This is a genomic window from Streptomyces sp. NBC_00091 (assembly GCF_026343185.1).
Taxonomy (GTDB): Bacteria; Actinomycetota; Actinomycetes; order Streptomycetales; family Streptomycetaceae; genus Streptomyces.
In genome coordinates, this window is the sequence record NZ_JAPEMA010000001.1 from 1,242,215 (window position 1) to 1,264,604 (window position 22,390).

General features: G+C 73.2%; 16 protein-coding genes. 6 read left to right on the forward strand and 10 right to left on the reverse strand.

The genetic code is table 11. The annotated features are described in order from the left end of the window. Window positions 1–7: 7 nt before the first annotated feature. Genes OOK34_RS05225 through OOK34_RS05240 form a run of 4 tightly spaced genes read right to left on the reverse strand, consistent with a single transcriptional unit; the run spans window position 8 to window position 4,494 of the window. Window positions 8–643: an ATP/GTP-binding protein gene (locus tag OOK34_RS05225; protein ID WP_267032687.1), complete on the reverse strand. Its 636-nt coding sequence runs from the start codon at window positions 641–643 to the stop codon at window positions 8–10. Further along, window positions 624–1,013, reverse strand: a complete 390-nt coding sequence (locus OOK34_RS05230; RefSeq protein ID WP_267032688.1) for a DUF742 domain-containing protein — start codon at window positions 1,011–1,013, stop codon at window positions 624–626. Before OOK34_RS05230 ends, OOK34_RS05225 begins: the two co-directional genes overlap by 20 nt. After that, window positions 1,010–1,486 (reverse strand): roadblock/LC7 domain-containing protein, encoded by a 477-nt coding sequence (locus OOK34_RS05235; RefSeq protein WP_267032689.1) that lies wholly within the window; start codon window positions 1,484–1,486, stop codon window positions 1,010–1,012. Before OOK34_RS05235 ends, OOK34_RS05230 begins: the two co-directional genes overlap by 4 nt. Further along, window positions 1,483–4,494: a nitrate- and nitrite sensing domain-containing protein gene (locus tag OOK34_RS05240; protein WP_267032690.1), complete on the reverse strand. Its 3,012-nt coding sequence runs from the start codon at window positions 4,492–4,494 to the stop codon at window positions 1,483–1,485. The genes OOK34_RS05235 and OOK34_RS05240 overlap by 4 nt, the downstream gene beginning before the upstream one ends. Before the next feature lie 379 nt (window positions 4,495–4,873). On the opposite strand from OOK34_RS05240, the gene OOK34_RS05245 reads away from it, so the two are divergent. Further along, window positions 4,874–5,647, forward strand: a complete 774-nt coding sequence (locus tag OOK34_RS05245; RefSeq protein ID WP_267032691.1) for a protein phosphatase 2C domain-containing protein — start codon at window positions 4,874–4,876, stop codon at window positions 5,645–5,647. Window positions 5,648–5,665: 18 nt separating this feature from the next. Here OOK34_RS05245 and OOK34_RS05250 read toward each other — a convergent pair whose 3' ends face one another. Both OOK34_RS05250 and lon read right to left on the reverse strand, forming a co-directional pair. After that, the gene (locus OOK34_RS05250; protein WP_267032692.1) at window positions 5,666–6,106 is read right to left on the reverse strand and encodes a MarR family winged helix-turn-helix transcriptional regulator; all 441 of its coding nucleotides are present in this window, start codon (window positions 6,104–6,106) and stop codon (window positions 5,666–5,668) included. A 145-nt stretch (window positions 6,107–6,251) separates the two neighbouring features. Next, window positions 6,252–8,648: an endopeptidase La gene (gene lon, locus OOK34_RS05255; RefSeq protein WP_267032693.1), complete on the reverse strand. Its 2,397-nt coding sequence runs from the start codon at window positions 8,646–8,648 to the stop codon at window positions 6,252–6,254. A gap of 125 nt (window positions 8,649–8,773) precedes the next feature. Here lon and OOK34_RS05260 point away from each other — a divergent pair, with 125 nt between their 5' ends. Next, complete coding sequence (locus OOK34_RS05260; RefSeq protein WP_267032694.1) at window positions 8,774–9,166, forward strand: RidA family protein; 393 nt, start codon at window positions 8,774–8,776, stop codon at window positions 9,164–9,166. Here the strand turns inward: OOK34_RS05260 and OOK34_RS05265 are convergent. The 3 genes from OOK34_RS05265 to OOK34_RS05275 form a co-directional block, all read right to left on the reverse strand. Further along, on the reverse strand, window positions 9,163–9,930 hold the full coding sequence (locus OOK34_RS05265) for a DUF4097 family beta strand repeat-containing protein (protein WP_267032695.1): 768 nt from the start codon (window positions 9,928–9,930) through the stop codon (window positions 9,163–9,165). The two genes, OOK34_RS05260 and OOK34_RS05265, sit on opposite strands and share 4 nt — an antisense overlap. Window positions 9,931–9,995: 65 nt before the next feature. Continuing rightward, window positions 9,996–10,838 (reverse strand): sulfurtransferase, encoded by an 843-nt coding sequence (locus OOK34_RS05270; RefSeq protein ID WP_267032696.1) that lies wholly within the window; start codon window positions 10,836–10,838, stop codon window positions 9,996–9,998. Between the two features lie 449 nt (window positions 10,839–11,287). Then, a complete protein-coding gene (locus tag OOK34_RS05275) occupies window positions 11,288–12,682 on the reverse strand; it encodes a hypothetical protein (RefSeq protein WP_267032697.1) in 1,395 nt (464 codons plus the stop codon). 35 nt (window positions 12,683–12,717) lie between these two features. Here OOK34_RS05275 and OOK34_RS05280 point away from each other — a divergent pair, with 35 nt between their 5' ends. The 4 genes from OOK34_RS05280 to OOK34_RS05295 all read left to right on the forward strand — a co-directional run bounded on the left by OOK34_RS05280 (window position 12,718) and on the right by OOK34_RS05295 (window position 19,325). After that, entirely contained in the window at window positions 12,718–13,266 is a 549-nt protein-coding gene (locus OOK34_RS05280; RefSeq protein WP_267032698.1) for a hypothetical protein, read from the forward strand. 105 nt (window positions 13,267–13,371) lie between these two features. After that, on the forward strand, window positions 13,372–14,112 hold the full coding sequence (locus OOK34_RS05285) for a response regulator transcription factor (protein ID WP_267032699.1): 741 nt from the start codon (window positions 13,372–13,374) through the stop codon (window positions 14,110–14,112). A gap of 2 nt (window positions 14,113–14,114) precedes the next feature. Beyond that, the gene (locus OOK34_RS05290; RefSeq protein ID WP_267036631.1) at window positions 14,115–15,188 is read left to right on the forward strand and encodes an ATP-binding protein; all 1,074 of its coding nucleotides are present in this window, start codon (window positions 14,115–14,117) and stop codon (window positions 15,186–15,188) included. A 258-nt stretch (window positions 15,189–15,446) separates the two neighbouring features. Beyond that, on the forward strand, window positions 15,447–19,325 hold the full coding sequence (locus tag OOK34_RS05295) for a multifunctional oxoglutarate decarboxylase/oxoglutarate dehydrogenase thiamine pyrophosphate-binding subunit/dihydrolipoyllysine-residue succinyltransferase subunit (RefSeq protein ID WP_267032700.1): 3,879 nt from the start codon (window positions 15,447–15,449) through the stop codon (window positions 19,323–19,325). A 62-nt stretch (window positions 19,326–19,387) separates the two neighbouring features. Here the strand turns inward: OOK34_RS05295 and fxsT are convergent, their stop codons facing one another. Continuing rightward, window positions 19,388–22,390: an FxSxx-COOH system tetratricopeptide repeat protein gene (gene fxsT, locus OOK34_RS05300; RefSeq protein ID WP_267032701.1), complete on the reverse strand. Its 3,003-nt coding sequence runs from the start codon at window positions 22,388–22,390 to the stop codon at window positions 19,388–19,390.

The window sequence follows — 22,390 nt, forward strand, 5'->3', positions numbered from 1 at the left end:
GGCGCGCTTATGCGGGCGTGGCGTCCAGCGCGTGGCCCACCAGGGTGAGCAGGGACTCCACGACCGTGGCCCGGCTCCGCGCGTCCATGATCACGACGGGGACGTGCGGCGGGATGGTGAGCGCCTCCCGCACGTCCTCCACCTCGTAGGAGCGCGAGCCCTCGAAGTGGTTGACGGCGACCGCGTAGGGCAGCCCGCAGCTCTCGAAGTAGTCGAGCGCGGGGAAGCAGTCGCGCAGCCGGCGCGTGTCGGCCAGGACCAGGCCGCCGATGGCACCGCGTACGAGGTCGTCCCACATGAACCAGAACCGCTCCTGGCCGGGGGTCCCGTACACGTAGAGCACGAGGTCGTCGTCGAGGGTGATGCGGCCGAAGTCCATCGCGACGGTGGTCGTGCTCTTGTCCGGGGTCCCGGTCAGGTCGTCGGTGGGGACGCTGGCCTGGGTCATCACCGCTTCGGTGCGCAGCGGGGTGATCTCGGAGACGGAGGACACGAAGGTGGTCTTGCCGACGCCGAAGCCGCCCGCGACCAGCACCTTGACGGCGACGGGCGCGCGGGAACGGTCGTACTGCCAGGGCTGGACGGGCTCGTCGTCGACGATCCCGGCGACGTCTGCGACGACGTCAGAGACGGCGGAGGCCACTGAGCACCCTTTCCAGCAGCGCGCGCTCGGGCCGGCCGCTGCCGTGGCCCGTGCCGTAGACGCGTATCCGGCCCTGGTCGGCGAGGTCGCTGACGAGGACCCGGACCACGCCGAGCGGCAGCTTCAGCAGGGCGGATATCTCGGCGATGGTGCGCATCCGGCGGCAGACCTCGACTATGGCGCGCATCTCGGGCATGCGGTCGGGCGTCTGCGTCTTGGCCGGGGCGCCGTCCAGGGCGGCGACGAACGTCTCCACCAGCAGCACCTGCGTGAAGCGGGTGCGGCCGCCCGTGAGGGAGTACGGGCGGACGCGGGCGGGGCGGCGGTCGGCGCCGCGTATCGGCAGCCGGTCGGAGGCCGTACTCCTCACGGGGTCTTCTCCATCGACTGGCGCAGCTCACTGCGGACTTCGGGGGTCAGGACGTGGCCGGCGCGGCCGACGAACAGGGCCATGTGGTAGGCGACGACGCTCATGTCGCAGTCGGGCGTGGCGTGCACGCCGAGCAGGGAGCCGTCGCTGATGGACATGACGAAGACGGAGCCGTTCTCCATGGCCACCATGGTCTGCTTGACCGTGCCGAACTCCATGAGGGCGGCCGCACCGGTGGTGAGGCTGCCGAGCCCGGACACGATGGTGGCGAGGTCGGCCGAGGCGCCGCGGGGGCCCTTGGGCCGGTCCCCCTGCGGGGATTCCGCCGCCGGTTCCGAGGAGAGCAGCAGCAGCCCGTCCGAGGACACGACGGCCACGGAGTTGACCCCGGGCACCTCCTCGACCAGGTCGGTCAGCAGCCACTGCAGGTTGCGGGCCTGGGTGCTCAGTCCGTACGTACTGGGCGCGGTCATGTGCGGGCCTCCTGTGCGGTGTCCCCCTGGTCGGTGTGCCCCTGGCCTCGATCCGGCGGGCCTTGCGGGTCCTGCGGGTCGTGCCGGTCCTGTCGGCCCTGTCGGTCCTGCGCGAGTTCCGCCGCGACGACCCGGCGCCCGTCCTGGGCGCCCTGGTAGAACCCGCCGAGGCGGCGGCGCAGTTCCTCGGCGTCGACCCGGCGCGGCTCGGGGCGGGCCGCCGCGGGGTTTCCGGTGGCGGGGGCCGCCACGGAGCGCGGGGTGCGCTTGGGGAGGCCCTTGGCGGTGACGGGCTCGGTGGCGGGCTCGGCCATGGGCTCGGGGTGGCTGCCCTGGCGGGGGACGAAGCCGTCCTCCGCGTCGGCCGCCCGCCGGTGGCCGGAGTCGTCGGAGTCGTCGGGTACGGCCCCGGCGTCGGCTGCGGCGTCGGCCGCCTCGGGGTCGAAGGCCTCGGCCAGGGTGACGACCTTGGCGGGCTCGGCCTCGGCGGTCGCCGGCTCGGGGGCCGACGCCGTGAAGATCTGCTCCGCCGGCGGCAGCTGCGCGTCCTCGGAGGCCGCGGCGGCGGGCGCGGGCTTCGTGAAGGCCCCGGGCCCGAAGGCCTCCGCGACCAGGGACCCGGCGTCGAAGGGCTCGGAGTCGTAGGCCTCGGACTCCGACTCGAGGTCGTCGGCCTCGGCGGACCCCTCGAACCCAGTAGACCCATCGGACCCGGTAGACCCGTCGGCCCCGGCAGCCCCGGCGTCGAAGGCCTCGGCCTCAGCCTCGGTGGCCTCCGCGTCGAAGGCCTCGGCCAGAGTGACCACCTCGACGGCCGCCGGCTCCACACCCGGCTCCACGCCCGACTCGGGCTGCGGATCGGGCTGCGGTGCGGGCACGCGCAGCCGCGGCGGCAGGGTGTTCTCGTTGGCCTCGGCGACCACCCCGGGCAGCTGGAACGCGGGGGCGCCCGGCGTGGCCAGGGTGTGGACCGGGGAGGCCGGCGTCTGGACCGGGCCGGCCGGCAGCAGCGCCGCGGGGACGACGACCAGGGCCTCGGTCCCGCCGTGGCGCCCGGCGCGCAGCTCGGCGCTCACGCCGTGGCGTGCCGCGAGCCGCCCGGCGACGTACAGGCCGAGTCCCAGGCCGTGCTCGGCCTCGGGCTCCTCGTCGTAGGCGTCGGGGGTGGAGAGGCGGGCGTTCAGGGAGGCCAGCCGGTCCTCGGTGACGCCGATGCCCGCGTCCACGACGGACAGGACGACGGCGCCGGAGTCCTCCAGCCGGCCGGACACCTTCACCTTGGCGTCGGGCGGGGAGAAGGTCGTGGCGTTCTCGAGCAGTTCCGCCAGGACGTGGGAGATGTCGTCGGCGGCGTGCCCGGCGACCTGGGTGTAGGAGGGCAGGGCCGTGAGGTCGACGCGCTCGTAGCGCTCGATCTCGCTGACGGCGGCCCGCATGACGTCGATCAGCGGGACGGGCAGGCTCTGCCCGTGGCCGTGCTCCTGTCCGGCGAGGACCAGCAGGTTCTCGTTGTGGCGGCGCATGACCGTCGCCAGGTGGTCGAGCTTGAAGAGGGTGGCGAGCCGGTCCGGGTCGCCTTCCTTGGACTCCAGTTCCTCGATGACCACCAGCTGGCGTTCGACGAGGCCGAGGGTGCGCAGGGAGAGGGAGACGGAGGTCGTCGACATGATGCGGCGGTGCTCCTCCAGCCCCGCGCGCAGCTGCGCCAGCTCCTGCTCCAGGGCCTCGCGGCCGGTGGAGAGGGCCTCGTTGCGGCCGATGAGGCGGCGCCGGTCGGCGTCGAGCCCGGCGATCCGGGTGTGCAGGGCCACCGTCTGGTCCCGCACCGCGTTCAGGTGGCCCACGACCTGGGCGAACTCGTCGTTGCGGCCGGTGAAGCGGACGGGCTCCTGCGAGCCCTCGGGGGTCGCGAGCCGTTCGGCGCCCCGGCGCAGCACCGACAGCGGCCGGGTCAGGGACCGGGCGATGGCGGTGGAGAAGCCGACGACGAAGAGGAAGAGGACGCCGAGGGCGGCGGCCATCAGCTCCAGCCGGGTCACGTCGTCGTCGCGCAGGGTGGCGAGGGCGGTGGCCCGCTGGCCGGCGAGGGTGGACTCAACCGAGCGCATGCGGTCGATGCGGGCGGTGAGGGCGGTGCCCACGGCGCCGGCGTCGGTGGCCCTGCGCTCGGCCGGGGTCAGGGTGGGCCGCTCGGTGAGCCGCTTGAGGTGGTCGTCGGCGGCCTTGACCTCGGGGCCGGTGACGGTGGCGGCGAGGGTCTGGCGTACGTCGGGCCGGGCGGCCCGGGTGAAGTCGTCGAGGGCGGCCTGTTCCCGTACGCGGGAGCGCTGGGCGGCGCCGCTGAGCTCGTCGGCGAGGGCGGAGTTCGGAGGCTGCTCGCCGCGGGGGACGGCCAGGGCGGCGAGCAGCAGTCCGCGGGTGGCCGAGGCCTGGTCCACGGCCTGGCCCAGGGGGGCCATGGGCCGGGTGACGGCCAGGGCCGCCTCGGCGCGCGGCGGGGTGAGTTCGGCGAGGCGGTCGCCGGGCGCGAGGAGTTCGGCGATCAGGCCCGCGTAGGCCTGGTGGGCGGCTAGGGCGCTGCCCTTGCCGTCCACGGCCTCGGCGCGGACGGCCTTGACCTTGCCGAGGGCGCGCGCGAGTTCCGCGTCGGCCTCCGGCTTGAGTTCGGTGATCTGCCGGTCGGTGCGCGTGGTGCGCTCGTCGACGGGGGCCTTGGCGTTGCCCGGCCGGCCCTTGGCCACGTACTCGACGACGGCGTCGCGCTCGTCGCCGAGGAGGTGGCCCAGGGTGAGGGCGTGCCTGGTCTGTTCCGCAAGGGTGACCAGGCGTTGGGAGTCGTTCAGTTCCCTCGTGGCGGAGACGACGGCGGGGGCGCCGGCCGCGAGGACGGTGAGTCCGGCGACTGCTACTCCGACCACCAGCCTGCTGCGGACGCGGACGCGCCGTCCTGCGTTGGCGGGTCCGTCGGCGCTGGCGGTGCCGTTCTTCCGAGACCGCTTCTTCTGCACCGGTGCTCGCAATCCTGTACGTGTGCTCGTGCTCGTCTACTCGTGTGGCCGAGGTAACGGCCGGTCAACAAGTAAACGCCCCCTGCCCCCTCGTACCGCCTCAGACCTTCGCAGTGTGTTGGGAGGAGAGCCGCACATCGCCCACCCGGCCACTCGAAGGAGTGAACATCACGGAGGAGTGGCCGACCAACTCGGGCACCGCGTGTCAGAGGCCCGCCATGGGCGGGTGGTTGAAAGAACGAGCCGGGCTTTGGCAGTATGCCCGCCCACATCTCGCGGGGAGCGTGCGGGCGGGGCCGTCCGGCGGCCCGGCCCGCCATTCCGGGCATTGGTACGGACCTTCCGGGCTCCCGGAGCCCCCGCCGGGCAGAATGTCCGCATGCGCATCGACCTCGCCTCGGAACCCGGCAACCCGGAACACCCCAATGAGGACTGGGTGTCGGCCGCGACACCTGCGTCGGGAGGCGGCGTCGTGATCGTCCTGGACGGAGTCACCCCGCCGCGCGGGGACGACGGCTGCGTGCACGGAGTGCCCTGGTTCTCCGCCCGGCTCGGCGGCCGATTGACCGAACTGTCCGGATCGCGGCGGGACATGCCCCTGGAGCGGGTCCTGGCCCGGGCCATCGCGGACACCGCCGACGCCCACCGCGACACCTGTGACCTTTCTCACGTCCGGACCCCGCAGGCGACGGTGGCCATGGTGCGCTGGGACGAGGCGTACGTGGAGCACCTGGTGCTCTCGGACTCCGTACTGCTGCTCCGCGGACCCGGCGGTGCGGTCACCCCGGTGCTCGACGACCGGCTGGACCGGGTGCCGCGCGAGGTGCTCGGCTCGGTGGCGGCGACCGACGCGCTGCGCAATGCCGACGGGGGCTTCTTCACCGCGGCCGCGGACCCGGCGGTGGCGGCCCGGGCGGTCACCGGGCGCACCCCGCGCGCCGAGGTGCGGGCGGTGGCGGCGCTCACGGACGGGGCGAGCCGCTGGACGGACACCTTCGGGGAGGGCGACTGGGCGGCCTGCCTGGACGTGCTGCGCAAGGAGGGCGCGCAGGGGCTGATCGGGCGGGTCCGGGCCGTGGAGTCGGATCCGCTGCGCCCGTCGGCCCGGTACAAGCGGCACGACGACGCCTCGGCGGTCTACGCGGAGCTGTGAGGGCCCGGCCGGGGGCTGCTACTCCTCGCCGGAGTTCAGCTGGTTGAGCAGTCTGGCGAGTTCCGCCACCTCGCCCCGGTCCCAGTCGGCCAGTTTGCGCATGTACTGCTCGCGCCGGGCTCCCCGTACGCGCAGGAAGCGGGTCCGGCCCTCCTCCGTCAGCCCGACGAGAAAGGCGCGGCCGTCGGCGGGGTCCGGCTCGCGGGCCACCAGGCCCAGCACCTCCAGGGCCCGCAGCTGGCGGCTCATGGTGGCCTTGCCGACCCCGAAGTAGGCGGCCAGCTCGGTGGCCCGCTGGCGGCCGGCGGCCTCCAGCCGGACGAGCAGCCCGTACGCGGCCGGCTCCAGCTCGGGGTGCAGGGCGCGGGCCATCTCGCCGGAGGAGGCGCGGGCGCGCCGCAGGAAGACGGACAGCTCCCGCTCCAGGGCGAGGAACTCCTGGTCTTCGCTGCCGTGCACGTGCCGCTCCCATCAGTGGTGGGGCGCGCCGTGGCAACCCCTGTACGGGACCAGTATTTCGCAGCGGGCAGGCCGACGGCCCGGGGCCCCGCCGATGAGGGTTCCCGGGCCGTCGGCGCGCGCACCCACAGGGGTGCCCGGCCGGTCAGGCGGCCTTGGTGAAGGACACCACCGCCGGGGCGAGGGCGAGCTCCAGTACCTGGCGCACGTCCGTCACCGGGTGCACCTCCAGCCCCTCCAGCACCTCGGCCGGGACGTCGTCCAGGTCGGCCTCGTTCCGCTTGGGGATGATCACGGTGGTCAGCCCGGCCCGGTGCGCGGCGAGCAGCTTCTGCTTCACCCCGCCGATCGGGAGCACGCGCCCGGTCAGCGAGACCTCGCCGGTCATGGCCACGTCCGTGCGGACCTGCCGGCCGGAGAGCAGGGAGGCGAGCGCCGTGGTCATGGTGATGCCGGCGCTGGGGCCGTCCTTGGGCACGGCGCCCGCCGGGAAGTGGATGTGCACGCCCCGGTCCTTGAGGTCGGCGACCGGCAGTTCCAGTTCGGCTCCGTGGGAGCGCAGGAAGCTGAGCGCGATCTGCGCCGATTCCTTCATGACGTCGCCCAGCTGGCCGGTGAGGGTGAGCCCGGCGGCGCCGGTCTCCGGGTCGGCGAGGGAGGCCTCGACGAACAGGACGTCTCCGCCCGCCCCGGTCACGGCGAGGCCCGTGGCCACGCCGGGGACGGCCGTACGCCGCTCCGCCGGGTCCTGCGCGGACTCCGGGACGTGGTGCGGCCGGCCGATCAGGGCGCGCAGCTCGTCCGCGCCGATGGTGAAGGGGAACTCCCGCTCGCCCAGCTCGTGCTGCGAGGCCACCTTGCGCAGCAGCCGCGCGATGGACCGCTCCAGGGTGCGCACGCCGGCCTCGCGGGTGTACTCGCCGGCGAGCTTGCGCAGGGCCTCCTCCTCCAGGACCACCTCTTCGGCGGCCAGCCCGGCGCGCTCCAGCTGGCGGGGCAGCAGGTGGTCGCGGGCGATGACGACCTTCTCGTCCTCGGTGTAGCCGTCGAGGCGCACCAGCTCCATCCGGTCGGCGAGTGCCTCCGGAATGGCCTCCAGGACATTGGCGGTGGCCAGGAAGACGACATCGCTGAGGTCCAGCTCCACCTCCAGGTAGTGGTCCCGGAAGGTGTGGTTCTGCGCGGGGTCCAGCACTTCCAGCAGGGCGGCCGCGGGATCGCCCCGGAAGTCGGAGCCCACCTTGTCGATCTCGTCGAGGAGGACCACCGGGTTCATGGACCCGGCCTCCTTGATCGCCCGGACGATGCGGCCGGGCAGGGCGCCGACGTAGGTCCGCCGGTGTCCGCGGATCTCGGCCTCGTCCCGCACGCCGCCCAGCGCGACCCGGACGAACTTGCGCCCCATGGCATGGGCCACGCTCTCGCCGAGCGAGGTCTTCCCGACGCCGGGCGGCCCCACGAGCGCCAGGACGGCCCCGCCGCGCCGCCCGCCGATGACGCCCATCCCCCGCTCGCCGCGCCGCTTGCGCACGGCGAGGTACTCGGTGATGCGGTCCTTCACGTCGCTCAGCCCGGCGTGCTCGGCGTCGAGGATCGCCCGGGCGCCCTGGATGTCGTACTGGTCCTCGGTGCGCTCGTTCCAGGGCAGTTCGAGGACGGTGTCGAGCCAGGTGCGGATCCAGGAGCCCTCGGGGCTCTGGTCGCTGGACCGCTCCAGCTTGTCGACCTCCTTGAGCGCGGCTTCCCGTACCTTCTCGGGCAGGTCGGCCGCCTCGACGCGGGCGCGGTAGTCGTCGGACTCCTCGCCCTCCTTCTCCCCGCCCAGCTCGCGCAGTTCCTTGCGGACCGCCTCCAGCTGGCGGCGCAGCAGGAACTCCCGCTGCTGCTTTTCGACGCCGTCCTGGACGTCCTTGGCGATGGATTCGGCGACGTCCTGCTCGGCGAGGTGGTCGCTGAGCGCCTTGACGGCGAGCCGGAGCCGGGCGACGGGGTCGGCGGTCTCCAGCAGCTCCACCTTCTGAGCCACGGTCAGGAAGGGCGAGTACCCGGAGTTGTCGGCGAGGGCGGAAACCCCCTCGATCTGCTGGACCCGGTCCACGACCTGCCAGGCCCCGCGCTTCTTGAGCCAGCTGGTGGCGAGCGCCTTGTACTCCTTGACGAGGTCGGCGACCGCCCCGGGCAGCGGGTCGGGCACCTTCTCGTCGACGGTCTCCCCCTCGACCCAGAGCGCGGCCCCCGGCCCGGTGGTCCCGGCCCCGATCCGGACGCGGCCGCGCCCGCGGATCAGGGCCCCCGGATCCCCGTCGGAGAGCCGCCCGACCTGCTCGACGGTCCCCAGCACCCCGATACCGGCGTACTTCCCGTCGACCCGCGGTACGAGGAGCACCCGGGGCTTCCCGCTCCCGGCCGCCGCCTGCGCGGCCTCGACGGCTCCGCGCACCTCGGCGTCGGACAGGTCCAGGGGAACGACCATCCCGGGCAGCACGACCTCGTCGTCGAGCGGCAGTACGGGCAGGGTGAGCGATACGGACGTCGAAGCCATGATCTTCCCTCCGGCAGTGAAGTTGAGCTATGCCGACTCAATGCATCTGCGCCCCCTGTTGTTCCCCAACGCCCGTTCGCCGGGGGCGAACACCTCCGGCGGGCCCGTCACGGCACCATGACGGCATGACAGACATACGACGGATCGTCAGCTCGGGGTCGCCACTGGAACCCCGGATCGGCTTCTCCCGCGCCGTGCGCTCGGGCCGGTACGTGGCCGTCGCGGGCACCGCGCCGATCGGGGACGACGGCTCCACCGTCGGCCCGGGCGACGTCCACGCCCAGACGGTGCGCTGCCTGGACATCGCCGAGCGGGCCCTGCGGGAGGCGGGCTCCTCGCTGGGGGAGGTCGTACGGACCCGGATCATGCTGACCGACATCACCCGGTGGGAGGAGGCCGCGCGGGCCCACGGCGAGCGCTTCGCCGAGATCCGCCCGGTGACCACCTTCGTGGAGGTGTCCCGCTTCATCGACCCCGCCTGGCTGGTCGAGGTCGAGATCGACGCGGTGACCCCCTAAGCCGCCGAGACGCGGATGTCGCCGGAGCTGGTGCGGACGGTGATGCGGGAGGGGCCGTCGGCGGTGACGGGGAGGGTGATGTCGCGGTCGCCCGAGGCAGTGGTGGCCGACAGCCGGTAGGCGGACCGCGGGACCTTCAGGGTGACGTTGCCGGAGCCGGTCGTCGCCGACAGCGAGTCCGGGGCCTTCGCGAATTCCGCCGTGGTGTCGCCCGAGCTCGAGGCGAGGTCGGCCTCGGGGCCGGCCAGGGCGGTGGCCCTGATCTCCCCGGAGGAGGTACGGACCTTCAGCGGGCCCGCGATGCGCTCGGCCCGGACGTCGCCGGAGGAGGAGTCCAGCTCGGCCGCCGCCACGCCCGTCACCGTGATGTCGCCGCTGCTGCCGGCGACCCGGACCTTCGCCGAGGCCGGCACCTCCAGCCGGTAGTCGATCCAGCAGGCCTCCCCGCTCCGGCAGCCGTCGCTGAAGCTCAGCACCCCGCCCGAGACCCGCTGCCCGGGCGTGGGCGCGGTGTCGCCCCGGTAGTGCGCGACCCGGTGGACGGTGACCCCGGGGCCGGCGCCCGCCGTCACCTCCACGGAGCCGCGCCGTACGCCCGTCAGCTCCACCGCCGTGACGGCCTCGGCGACCGTGGCGTCGGCGGTGGAGGTCTTCAGCTCGGCCTCCTGCCACAGGGAGCAGCCCGACAGGAGCAGGACCCCGGCGGTCACGAGGGCTCCGAGGGCCGTACGGGAGAGGCGGGCTGATGCGGTGTGAGGTGCCATGGCGAGGAGTCTGCCGCGCGGCCGGGCGGCCCGCGCTGGTGTCCGTACCCGAAGGCGGGGTGGGGTTAACCCCCGGTCACCACCGGCCGGAGCTCCGAGGGCAGGCCCCACTCGCTCCACGAGCCGTCGTACACCGACAGCCCCTCGTACCCGGCGAGGGCGGCGCCCAGCGCGAGCACGCAGGCCGTCACCCCGGAGCCGCAGCTGAAGTAGAGCCGCTCCGGGTCCCCCGTCAACGACGCGAAGGCCTCGCGCAGTTCCCCGGGGGCGCGCATCAGCCCGTCCGGCCCCTGGAGTTCGCCGAAGGGCAGGTTCAGCGCGCCCGGCATGTGCCCGCCGCGCAGCCCGGGCCGGGGCTCGGGGGCGGTGCCGGCGAAACGCTCCCGGGTACGGGCGTCGAGCACGGCGGCGGCCGGGTCGGCCAGGGCCGCGGCGACGGCGGCGGCGTCCACCAGCAGCCCGGGGCGGGGCCGGGCGGTGAAGGAGCCGCGCGGCCCCTCGTACGCCGCCGCGACAGGCTCGACGGGCAGCCCGGCGGCGGCCCAGGCGGGCAGACCCCCGTCCAGGACGGCGGCCCGGTCGAAGCCCATGGCGCGCAGCATCCACCAGGCGCGGGCGCTGGAGTAGATCCCGGCGCCGTCGTAGACGACGACGGTGTCGGTGTCGTCCACGCCCAGCCCGCGCAGGGCCTCGGCGAACTCGGCCGCCGCCGGCATGGTGTGCGGGGCGCTGGCCGCGTGGTCGGACAGGGCGCCGTCGAGGTCGAAGGGGCGCGCGCCGGGTATCCGCCGGGCGGTACCCCGATGAGCGCCGACGGAGGCGTCGAACACCACGAGCCCGTCTGCCCCTAGCCGGTCGGCGAGCCAGTCGGCCCCGACGAGCGGGCCGGGGTTCTCGGTTGCGGGCATACGGGCCTCCGGGGGCGGTCGGTACGGCTGACCGCCCCATCCTCGCGCAGCCCCTCCCCTGGCCGGGGTTGCGGGTGGTGGGCCGCTGCGCGGGGCTGGTCCCCTACCCGCCCTTCGCCCGTTCCCCGGGGCTGCGCCCCGGACCCCCTGGGGCTCCGCCCCCAGACCCTCCCCCAGACTCCGTCCGGGGGGACCCCCAGCGCCTCAAACGCCGGCGAGGCTGAAAGGTGCGGCGGTGCGGAGTCTGGCCGCGGACGTAAGGGGGCGGGGGCGGGGTGGGGTGTCGTCCGGGACTAAAACGAGATGAATTCGGCGCGAGGCACCGCCCGGCAGACCAATCAGCCCAGGGCGCCGAACATCGAAGCCCGTCCCGGACGACACCCCACCCCGCCCCCGACCCCGACCCACCCACAGCACCCCACCCCGACCACCGCCCGGCCAGGGCACGGTCAGCCGCACCCGCCCGCCCTGGCGTACACCGCGACCCGCGCCCCCCGCACCCCCGTCACCGAGCAGCGCTCGAAGGCCGCCGCCAGCGCCTCCCGCTTGGCGGCCTCGCCCGGGTACGGGTCCAGCGGCTGACCGGCCGGGTCCAGCAGGGCGATCACCCGGGGGGAGGCCAGCAGCGCCTCCCGGATCCGCTCCGGCGGCAGCTCGGTGCCCTGGAGGGTGCGCGACCGCGCCGGGGTGCGCTCCAGGGCCACGTCCCGCAGCCCCCCGTAGACCCCGGGCGAGGACAGCAGCCACTCGCGCCGCCGGGACGGCATGAACAGCACCGCGTCCCCCGGCCGGGCCCGCTCCCGTACGGCGGCGGCCACGGCCAGCACGTCGTCCTTGCGGGACTCCGGGGTCCGCAGCCACGCCGACCACACCCCGCACGGCACCAGCAGCGCCGCCGCCAGCGCCCACGGCCACCACCCCCGCGCCCCCGCGAGCCGCGCCCCGGCCAGGAGGGCGGGGCCGGCCAGCGCGTAGAGGACGTACCGGTCGACGTACCAGGGGTGCACGAGCGAGACCGCCATCAGCAGCCCGGGCGGCAGCAGCGCGAGCGGTACGGCGACACGTACGAGTTCCCGATCGGCGGCGCCCCGCGCCATCAGCGCCACCGCCGCCACGAGCACCCCGTACGCCGCCCAGTCCTGCCAGGAGGGCCGCCCCAGCCAGCCCAGCTGCGCCTGCGCCTGCCGCACGCTCACCAGGGCCAGCGGCAGCAGCCCGGCGGCGACCGCCCCGGCCGCCCACCGCCAGCCCGGCGCCCGCCAGGCGGTGAAGGCGTGCGCGAGCAGGGCCAGTACGGCGAACTCGTGCAGCCAGCAGCCCAGCAGGAGCACCACCGCGTAGGCGGCCCACCGCTCGCGCAGCATCAGGTACGTGGCCCAGATCACGGCCGCCGCGACCAGCGCGTACGAGCGCCCCTCCTGGGCGTACATCTGCACGGGCGGCAGCAGGGCGTAGGCGGTGCCGGCGATCAGCGCGGCCCGCTCCCCCGCCAGCCGGTGCCCCAGCGCGGCCACCCCGGCGGCGGCGAGGGCCGTACCGGCCACAGAGGGCACGCGCAACGCCCACAGCCCGCCGTCCCACACCACGAAGACGCCGTGCATCAGCAGGTAGTAGAGGCCGTGCACGGCGTCGACCTGGCCGAGCAGTTCCCACAGCCCGCCGAGGGGCCGGTGCGCGACCTGCCAGGTGGTGGACTCGTCGCGCCACATGCTGCCGCCGCCGGGCCCGCGCGGCAGGCCCCACAGCCCGAGGAGTACGGCAGTCAGCGGGGGCAGCGCGCGCCAGGGGGTGATGCGGCGGATGGCGGCCTCCGGGTGCTTTCCGTTGCGGGGCGGGGACTCCATACTCGGGGTTCGGCGTAGGACCTGCGGAGGTGGGTGTGCGAGCGATCCGAACGGCCTGGGCCGTGGCGGGGGTGCTGCTGGGCGCGGTGCTGGCCGGTTGTGGCGGCGACGGGCCCTCCGGAACCCCCGAGGCGACGGCCGCCACAGCTGCGGCCCCGGGCACGCCGCCCGGCGCCTCCCCCGTGGCGTCGCTCGCACCGTCCCCGGCGCCGACGGCGTCCGCGTCCGCGGCCGACCCCTCGGCCCGGGGGCTGGTGCGGGTCACCCGCAGCGGGGGTTTCGCCGGGCAGACCCGCACCCTCCTCGTCAACGGCGACGGCTCCTGGACCCTGGTGGACGGCAAGGCCCGTGACCTGCGGTCGGGGCGGCTGGACCCGGCCGGCCTGGAGGCCCTGCGCACCGCGCTCAGGGGGGCGGACTTCAAGGGTCTGCCCCGCGTGGCGAAGGCCGATCCGCCGGTCTACGACGGGTTCACGTACGCCTTCGTCCACGGCGGTTTCGAGGTCGCCTCCGACGAGACCGTGCTGGCGCCGGGCCTCCGGAAGGTGCTGGAGGCCCTGCCCGGATTTGACGCGACCGGATGAATCTCTGATTCCGGATAGCCCGGCTCCTGTCCGAACCCCGCATAGCCGCAGGCCGGTGCCTCCTCTACGCTGCACCCCATCACGCGGGATCTTCAGGGGCGGGACATGGAACAGACACACACCACCCACAACGGCGCCGCGGCCACTCCAGGTGCCCAGCGGCGCGTGCTCGTGGTCGAGGACGACCGCACCATCGCCGACGCCATCGCGGCCCGGCTGCGGGCCGAGGGCTTCCAGGTGCAGACGGCGTACGACGGCCCTGCCGCCGTCGCGGCCGCCGAGAGCTGGCAGCCCGAGCTGCTGGTGCTGGACGTCATGCTGCCCGGATTCGACGGGCTGGAGGTCTGCCGCCGGGTCCAGGCCCAGCGGCCGGTCCCGGTGCTGATGCTCACGGCCCGGGACGACGAGACCGACATGCTGGTCGGCCTCGGGGTCGGGGCCGACGACTACATGACGAAGCCGTTCTCCATGCGGGAGCTGGCCGCGCGGGTGCACGTACTGCTGCGCCGGGTGGAGCGGGCCACGCTGGCCGCGACCGCTCCGCGCGGGGCGACGCTGCGCCTGGGCGACCTGGAAATCGACCACGCGCAGCGCAGGGTGCGGGTGCAGACGGAGGACGTGCACCTGACGCCGACCGAGTTCGACCTGCTGGTGTGCCTGGCGGGGACCCCTCGGGCGGTGCTCTCGCGGGAGCAGCTGCTGGCGGAGGTGTGGGACTGGGCCGACGCGTCGGGGACCCGTACGGTCGACAGCCACATCAAGGCCCTGCGCCGGAAGATCGGCGCGGACCGGATCCGTACGGTCCACGGCGTCGGGTACGCCCTGGAGACCCCGGCGCAGGCGTGAACGTGCCGCCCCGCGGGCCGGGACTGCGGCCGTATTCGCCGTTCTCGATCAAGACGAAGCTGGGCACGCTCGTCGTGGTCTCGGTGTTCATCACCACGGGGCTGCTGATGGTGGCCCTGCGCACGGCCACGGAAGTGCGGTTCATCACGGTCTTCTCGGTGATCGCCTCGATGCTGATCACGCAGTTCGTGGCGCACGGTCTGACGGCGCCGCTGGACGAGATGACGACGGTGGCCCGGGCGATCTCCCACGGGGACTACACGCGCCGGGTGCGGGGCGCCGGGCGCCGTGACGAGCTGGGCGATCTGGCCGCGACGATCAACCTGATGGCCGACGATCTCGAGGCCGAGGACAGGCACCGTCGAGAACTGGTCGCGAACGTCTCGCACGAGCTGCGCACGCCGATCGCGGCGCTGCGGGCGGTGCTGGAGAACGTGGTGGACGGGGTCTCGCAGGCCGATCCGGAGACCATGCGGACCATGCTGAAGCAGGCCGAGCGGCTGGGCGGGCTGGTGGACACCCTGCTGGACCTGTCCCGGGTGGACAACGGGGTGGTGCCGCTGAAGGCCCGCCGGTTCGAGGTGTGGCCGTACCTGTCGGGGGTGCTGAAGGAGTCGGGGCTCGCGGCCGCCGGCCGGCCGGGGCTGGCCTCCGGTTCGGGTGGGCACACCCGCAACGACGTGCACCTCCACTTGGACGTCTTCCCGCCCGAGCTCACCGCCTACGCGGACGCGGAGCGGCTGCACCAGGTGGTGGCGAACCTGATCGACAACGCGGTCAAGCACAGCCCCGCGCACGGCCGGGTCACGGTCCGCGCCCGGGCCGGGGAGGCGCCGGGGGGCCTGAAGCTGGAGGTCGTCGACGAGGGTCCGGGGATTCCGGAGGCGGAGCGCCACCGGGTCTTCGAGCGGTTCAACCGGGGGTCGGCGGGGGGCGGCGACGGGGGCACCGGTCTGGGCCTGGCGATCGCCCGCTGGGCCGTCGGCCTGCACGGAGGGCACATCGGCGTGGCCGAATCGTCACGGGGTTGCCGAATCCTTGTCACCCTTCCGGGCAGCTCGCAGGCGCCGTCTTGACGTAGGGTTCGAGTGGGAAGGACATGATCTCGGCCACACGTGCCCGGGGTCGTCAGGGGTGCGAAGCCAAGGGGGTCGCAACCTGGATGTCCCCTACCCGAACCACGCTTGTTTCCCGCCATTCCGATGGACGAAACCCGCCGTTCGGTGTGACCTGCACGACGGAAGTCCCGCCCGGCCTGCATCTCACGCCCTGGGAGGCGTAGCCTTTATTCCCGCTGTCCATACCTTGTGAAGCGGAAGAGGGCGGTTGCCGCCGTGTCGCCACAGTCCCCCAGTAACCCGAGCACCACGACCGACGCAGCAGAGGGCGGGAAGAACCCCGCCTCAGGCTTCGGCGCGAATGAGTGGCTCGTCGACGAGATCTATCAGCAGTACCTCCAGGACCCGAATTCTGTCGACCGGGCCTGGTGGGACTTCTTCGCCGACTACAAGCCGGGGGGCGCTGCCGCTCCGGTGAAGGCGGATGAACCCAGCAAGACCCCGACGACGGATGGCGCCTCCGCACAGGCCGCCACCGCCACCGCCGGAATCCCGCAGGCCGCCGACGCCGCCACGGGGGCGGCGCACGCCGCGCCTGCTCCTGCGCCCACACCTGTGTCAGCTCCTGCCCCTGCTCCTGCCACCCCCTCTGGTGCCCCTGCTGTGACTGTCACCTCCCAGGCCCCGGCCGCCGCACCGGCCGCTCCTGCCCCTCAGGCCCAGGCTCCGGCCGCCGCCACCACCCCGGCTCAGAAGGCCGCGCCCGCCACCGAGGCCCCCAAGGGCCCGGAACTGGTGACGCTCCGCGGACCTGCCGCCGCCGTGGCCAAGAACATGAACGCCTCGCTGGAAGTGCCGACGGCCACGTCCGTCCGCGCCGTCCCGGTGAAGCTGCTGTTCGACAACCGCATCGTCATCAACAACCACCTCAAGCGCGCCCGCGGTGGGAAGATCTCCTTCACCCACCTCATCGGCTACGCGATGGTGCAGGCCATCAAGGCCATGCCGTCGATGAACCACTCCTTCGCGGAGAAGGACGGCAAGCCGACCCTGGTCAAGCCGGAGCACATCAACTTCGGCCTCGCGATCGACCTGGTCAAGCCCAACGGCGACCGCCAGCTCGTCGTCGCCGGCATCAAGAAGGCCGAGACCCTCAACTTCTTCGAGTTCTGGCAGGCCTACGAGGACATCGTCCGCCGCGCCCGCGTCGGCAAGCTGACGATGGACGACTTCACCGGCGTGACGGTCTCCCTCACCAACCCCGGCGGCCTGGGCACCGTCCACTCCGTGCCCCGCCTGATGCCCGGACAGTCGGTCATCATGGGCGTCGGCTCCATGGACTACCCCGCCGAGTTCCAGGGCACCTCCCAGGACACCCTGAACAAGCTGGGCATCTCCAAGGTCATGACCCTGACCTCGACCTACGACCACCGGGTCATCCAGGGCGCGGCCTCCGGCGAGTTCCTGCGCATCGTCGCGAACATGCTGCTCGGCGAGAGCGGCTTCTACGACGACGTCTTCGAGGCGCTGCGCATCCCGTACGAGCCGGTCCGCTGGCTCCGGGACATCGACGCCTCGCACGACGACGACGTCACGAAGGCCGCCCGCGTCTTCGAGCTGATCCACTCCTACCGGGTCCGCGGCCACGTCATGGCCGACACCGACCCGCTGGAGTACAAGCAGCGCAAGCACCCCGACCTGGACATCACCGAGCACGGCCTCACCCTGTGGGACCTGGAGCGCGAGTTCGCGGTCGGCGGCTTCTCCGGCAAGTCGATGATGAAGCTCCGCGACATCCTCGGCGTGCTGCGCGACTCGTACTGCCGCACCACCGGCGTCGAGTTCATGCACATCCAGGACCCGAAGCAGCGCCGCTGGATCCAGGACCGCATCGAGCGCCCGCACTCCAAGCCGGAGCGCGAGGAGCAGCTGCGCATCCTGCGCCGCCTGAACGCGGCGGAGGCCTTCGAGACCTTCCTGCAGACGAAGTACGTCGGCCAGAAGCGGTTCTCCCTGGAGGGCGGCGAGTCCGTCATCCCGCTGCTCGACGCCGTCATCGACTCGGCCGCCGAGGCCCGCCTCGAAGAGGTCGTCATCGGCATGGCCCACCGCGGCCGCCTGAACGTCCTCGCGAACATCGTCGGCAAGTCGTACGCGCAGATCTTCCGCGAGTTCGAGGGCAACCTCGACCCGAAGTCCATGCACGGCTCCGGCGACGTCAAGTACCACCTGGGCGCCGAGGGCACCTTCACGGGCCTGGACGGGGAGCAGATCAAGGTCTCGCTCGTCGCCAACCCCTCGCACCTGGAGGCCGTGGACCCGGTCCTGGAGGGTGTCGCCCGCGCCAAGCAGGACGTCATCAACAAGGGCGGCACGGACTTCACCGTCCTGCCGCTGGCCCTGCACGGCGACGCGGCCTTCGCCGGCCAGGGTGTGGTCGCCGAGACGCTGAACATGTCGCAGCTGCGCGGCTACCGCACCGGCGGCACCGTGCACGTGGTCATCAACAACCAGGTCGGCTTCACCGCCGCCCCGGAGTCCTCGCGTTCGTCCATGTACGCGACCGACGTGGCCCGCATGATCGAGGCGCCGATCTTCCACGTGAACGGTGACGACCCGGAGGCCGTGGTCCGCATCGCGCGGCTCGCCTTCGAGTTCCGCCAGGCGTTCAACAAGGACGTGGTCATCGACCTCATCTGCTACCGCCGTCGTGGCCACAACGAGTCCGACAACCCGGCCTTCACGCAGCCGCTGATGTACGACCTGATCGACAAGAAGCGCTCGGTGCGCAAGCTGTACACCGAGTCCCTCATCGGTCGCGGCGACATCACGCTGGAAGAGGCCGAGCAGGCGCTCCAGGACTTCCAGGGCCAGCTGGAGAAGGTGTTCGCGGAGGTCCGCGAGGCCGCCACGGCCCCCACCGGCGCCCCGGTGACGCCCGCGCAGACCGCGCAGGAGTTCCCGGTCGCGGTGAACACCGCGATCTCGCAGGACGTCGTCAAGCGGATCGCCGAGTCCCAGGTCAACGTCCCCGAGAACGTCACCGTCCACCCGCGTCTGCTGCCGCAGCTGCAGCGCCGCGCGGCGATGATCGACGAGGGCACCATCGACTGGGGCATGGGCGAGACCCTGGCCTTCGGTTCGCTGCTGATGGAGGGCACCCCGGTCCGGCTGTCCGGCCAGGACTCCCGCCGCGGCACCTTCGGCCAGCGCCACGCGGTCCTCATCGACCGGGAGACCGGCGAGGACTACACCCCGCTGCTGTACCTGTCGGACGACCAGGCCCGCTACAACGTCTACGACTCGCTGCTCTCCGAGTACGCGGCCATGGGCTTCGAGTACGGCTACTCGCTGGCCCGCCCGGACGCGCTCGTCCTGTGGGAGGCCCAGTTCGGTGACTTCGTCAACGGCGCGCAGACCGTCGTCGACGAGTTCATCTCCTCGGCCGAGCAGAAGTGGGGCCAGACCTCCGGCGTCACGCTGCTGCTGCCGCACGGCTACGAGGGCCAGGGCCCGGACCACTCGTCCGCCCGCCCGGAGCGCTTCCTCCAGATGTGCGCGCAGGACAACATGACGGTCGCGATGCCGACCCTGCCGTCGAACTACTTCCACCTGCTGCGCTGGCAGGTCCACAACCCGCACCACAAGCCGCTCATCGTCTTCACCCCGAAGTCGATGCTGCGTCTGAAGGCGGCGGCGTCGAAGGCGGAGGAGTTCACGAACGGCTCGTTCCGTCCGGTCATCGGTGACACCACGGTGGACGCGAACGCGGTCCGCAAGGTCGTCTTCTGCGCCGGCAAGGTCTACTACGACCTGGAGGCCGAGCGGGAGAAGCGCGGCATCACGGACACCGCGATCATCCGCATCGAGCGGCTGTACCCGCTGCCGGGCGCGGAACTCCAGGCGGAGATCGCCAAGTTCCCGAACGCGGCGAAGTACATCTGGGCGCAGGAAGAGCCGGCGAACCAGGGTGCGTGGCCGTTCATCGCGCTGAACCTGATCGACCACCTCGACCTGGCGGTCGGCGCCGACATCCCCGCGGGCGAGCGCCTGCGGCGCATCTCGCGCCCGCACGGCTCCTCGCCGGCGGTCGGTTCCGCCAAGCGCCACCAGGCGGAGCAGCAGCTGCTGATGAACGAGGTCTTCGAGGCCTGATCGCTGAGCTGAGCAAAGGAAGGCCCGGCCCCCGATGGGGGCCGGGCCTTCCGGCTGTTCCGTCAGGGCTGTGGTTCGAAGTCCCAGTAGGGGCGGGTCTGCTGGCGGGCGGAGACGGTGTGGACGTGCTGGGGGCCCAGGGTGCGGGTCAGGGAGCGCAGGCCGGCGTCCTCGTGCTTGGAGGCCTCGGCGTCCTCCCGTACCGCCCGCAGGTCGGCGGCGAGGGCGATCTGGGCGCTGAGCGTCATGGGGTGGTCGGGGCCGAGGACCTGTTCGGCGCCGCGCAGGGTCTCGCGGCTGAGGTCCAGCGCGGCGTCCAGGCGGCCGGTGATGTTGCGGTGCCCGGTGGCGTTGAGGGCGCAGCCCAGGGTCCAGGGGTGACGGTCGCCGAGGGCTCCCCGCATGCCGGTCAGGGCCTGTTCGGACAGGTTCAGGGCCTCGGTCCGCTCGCCCTGGGCGCGCAGCACCAGGCCGAGGTTGCCGACCGTGCCGATGCTGTAGGGGTGGGCGAGGCCGAGCTGGGACTGGTAGCCGCGTACGACCTCCTCGGAGATCCGGCGGGCCTCCTCGATGTCCCCGTACTCGCGCAGGTAGGTGGCGTAGTCGGAGGCGACCATCAGGGTCCAGGGGAACTCGGCGCCGAACACCCGGGTGGAGCGTTCCAGGACGCTGCGCAGCCGGGATCCGGCGCCGGGGATGTCCCCGCTGCGGCGCAGGCACTGGCCGAGGTTGTGCTCGGCGCGCAGGGTCTGGGGGTGGTTGGCGCCGAGGACCTGGACGTGCAGTTTGAGGCCCTGTTCCTGGCGGGCCAGTGCCTCGCGGTAGCGGCCCATCAGGCGCAGGCCCATGGCGCAGCCGATGCCGGAGGAGAGGGTGGCGATGTGCCGGACCCGCAGCACCCGTTCGCGGCGGCGCAGGGTGTCCAGGTCGGTGTCGTAGGCCTCCTGGTAGCGGCCGAGCAGGCGCAGCGCGACGGCGACGTTGTTCTGGGCGCCGAGGGTGGTGGAGTCGTCCTCGCCGAGGAGTTCGCGGTAGGTGGCGAAGGCGTGCTCGAGCAGTTCGCGGGCCTCGTCGAACTTGGCGGTGCTGAGCAGGACCCCGGCGTAGGTGCTGGTGGCGCGCAGGGTTTCCAGGTCGCGGTCGCCGCGTTCGGCGACGAGCCGGTCGGCGACGGAGCGGGCGAGGGTCTCGGCCTGGCGGAAGTGGCCGAGCATGCGCAGGGCGCCGCCGTGGTGGTAGCTGAGCTCGCGGACCTGGTCGTGGTCGTCGCCGAGCATGGCCCGCCAGACGCCGTCGGTCTGTTCGGACAGCCGCAGGCAGGTGCGGTACTCGCCGGCGAGGATCAGGTAGCGCAGGCAGTGCAGCAGGAAGTTCTGGATGCGAGGGTTGCTGCTGGTCAGCACCCCGGCGGGCTCCAGGTGCGGGATGAGTTCGGCGTAGCGGGGCCAGAGCCGGGAGTCGGTGGGGCGGCCCGGGTCGGCGGCGGCGAGGACCTGGCGGACGGCGCGGGAGAGCTGCCCGGCCTCGTCCTCGGCGAGGTTCTCGCGGACGATGTTGTGGACCATGCGGTGCAGCTGGACGGTCTCCAGGCCGCCGCCCTCCTCGACGGACAGGTCGGAGTACTCCAGGCGGACGACGGAGAACTGGACGAGCTTGTTGAGGGCGGCGTTCCAGCGGATCTGGTCGTTGACGATCCCGGCGAGGTGTTCGGGGACGTCGTCGGCGGGGAACTCGCGCAGCAGGCGCAGCGGGACCCGGCCGGGGGCGAAGAAGACGAACAGCCGCAGCAGGGCGAGGGCGTCGGGGAAGTTCTCCCGTACGTTGTTGAGGAGTATCGCCAGCGCGGTCGGGAAGGGCAGCGGGTAGTCGTCGGAGAGGGTGACGGCCTCGTGGGAGTCGAGCCGGCGCTGGAGGAGGGTGAGGTACTCGCCGACGCCGAGCGGTGAGTCGGCGAGCCAGCCGGCGGTCTGGTCGAGGGCGAGCGGGTAGTCCTCCAGCGCCTCGGCGAGCTGGTCGGCCTCGTCCCCGGTGAGCCGGCGGGCCCGGCGGCGGATGAAGGTGACGGACTCGGGGCGGGCGTAGAGGGGGACTTCGACGAGGCTGGTGTGGCGGGCGGCCCATTCGCGGTTGCGGGAGGTGATGATGACGTCGCCGGCGCCCGACGGCAGCAGGTCGGTGAGGTCGTCGGGGTGGTCGCAGCCGTCGAAGACGATCAGCCAGCGGTGGTACGGGGATCCGCGCCGCAGTGCCTCCAGCACGGCCCGGATCTGCTCGCCGTAGCTGCCGGCGCCGCGCGGCAGGCCGAGCGCGGGGGCCAGGTCGGCGAGCCGCTCGCGCAGGGTGGGCCGGTCCTCCGCGGGCACCCACCACACCACGTCGTACTCGGAGGCGAAGCGGTAGGCGTACTCGGTGGCGACCTGGGTCTTGCCGACGCCGGAGAGCCCCAGCAGGGTCACGGTGGAGGCGCCGGGCAGGGACTCGGTGAGGGCGGCGCGGAGCCGGCCGATGACGTCGTTGCGGCCGGTGAAGCGCGGGTTGCGGCGGGGGACCCGGCCCCAGATCTCGGGCGGGTCGTTGGGGAAGCGGGGGCCGCGGCGGCCGCTCTCGGTGCCGATCCGGTCGGTGGGCAGCTCGAGGCGGCGCAGCACCCGGTACTCGGCCTCGTAGGCGTCCAGGCCCCACAAGTCGGTCTTCTCCAGTGCGGCCACGGCGCTGGGCAGCGGGGCGTCGGTGAGGCTGACGGCGGCGAACCGGCCGGGGTGGGAGTCGGTGACGGCGCGCAGCGCGGTGTTCCACTCCTCGTCGGTGTGGGTGCCTGCGGAGAAGTAGCGCTCGCTGAGCACGACGAGGACCTTGCCGCCCGCCCGGGCCAGGTCGTCGAGGGCCTCGGTGAGTCCGGGGCTGGTCTGCGGGTCCCAGCGCTGGAGGGCGACGCGGTGTCCGTGCTCCTCCAGGCGGTGGGCGATCCACACCGCCCAGGGGCGGTTGAAGCCCGCGAAGCTGATGACGAAGCGCTGGGGCTGGGCGGCTCCGTCGCGGTCGTGACGCGTGGCGGTACCGGTCAT

Bases quoted from the DNA above. Each gene is read 5' to 3' on its own strand.
- OOK34_RS05245 (WP_267032691.1), top strand. From the start codon at position 4,874: ATGCGCATCGACCTCGCCTCGGAACCCGGCAACCCGGAACACCCCAAT.
- OOK34_RS05260 (WP_267032694.1), top strand. From the start codon at position 8,774: ATGACAGACATACGACGGATCGTCAGCTCGGGGTCGCCACTGGAACCC.
- OOK34_RS05265 (WP_267032695.1), bottom strand. From the start codon at position 9,930: ATGGCACCTCACACCGCATCAGCCCGCCTCTCCCGTACGGCCCTCGGA.
- OOK34_RS05285 (WP_267032699.1), top strand. From the start codon at position 13,372: ATGGAACAGACACACACCACCCACAACGGCGCCGCGGCCACTCCAGGT.
- OOK34_RS05270 (WP_267032696.1), bottom strand. From the start codon at position 10,838: ATGCCCGCAACCGAGAACCCCGGCCCGCTCGTCGGGGCCGACTGGCTC.
- lon (WP_267032693.1), bottom strand. From the start codon at position 8,648: ATGGCTTCGACGTCCGTATCGCTCACCCTGCCCGTACTGCCGCTCGAC.
- OOK34_RS05235 (WP_267032689.1), bottom strand. From the start codon at position 1,486: ATGACCGCGCCCAGTACGTACGGACTGAGCACCCAGGCCCGCAACCTG.
- OOK34_RS05275 (WP_267032697.1), bottom strand. From the start codon at position 12,682: ATGGAGTCCCCGCCCCGCAACGGAAAGCACCCGGAGGCCGCCATCCGC.
- fxsT (WP_267032701.1), bottom strand. From the start codon at position 22,390: ATGACCGGTACCGCCACGCGTCACGACCGCGACGGAGCCGCCCAGCCC.